1 protein-coding gene is annotated in these 255 nt (G+C 37.3%); it reads left to right on the forward strand.

Features of this window, described 5'->3' with window-relative positions; all coding sequences use genetic code 11:
* Positions 1-255 (forward strand): YceD family protein (locus tag SB775_RS31475; protein WP_410865205.1); only part of this gene is annotated, 255 nt, incomplete at both ends.

The following is a 255-nucleotide window of genomic DNA, read 5'->3' on the forward strand; positions in this document are numbered from 1 at the left end:
TGTCACATCTACTAAAGAGCGAGAACATGGTAAAACCATGCTTCCAGTTATATGTAGATGTGACATTACCATTTGACATTAAAACAACTGAGGTGTTCCAAACTTCACAAGAAGAATTTGAAACTGAAGCTGAAATTCATTGTTTAGAAGGAGAAGTACTTGACTTACTGCCCGTAATCAAGGAAAATATACTTTTGGAGATTCCAATGCAAATTTTCAGTGATGATGTTTCTGGTGGAGCACCGATGCAAGGTC

The organism is Peribacillus sp. SIMBA_075, from assembly GCF_046534585.1.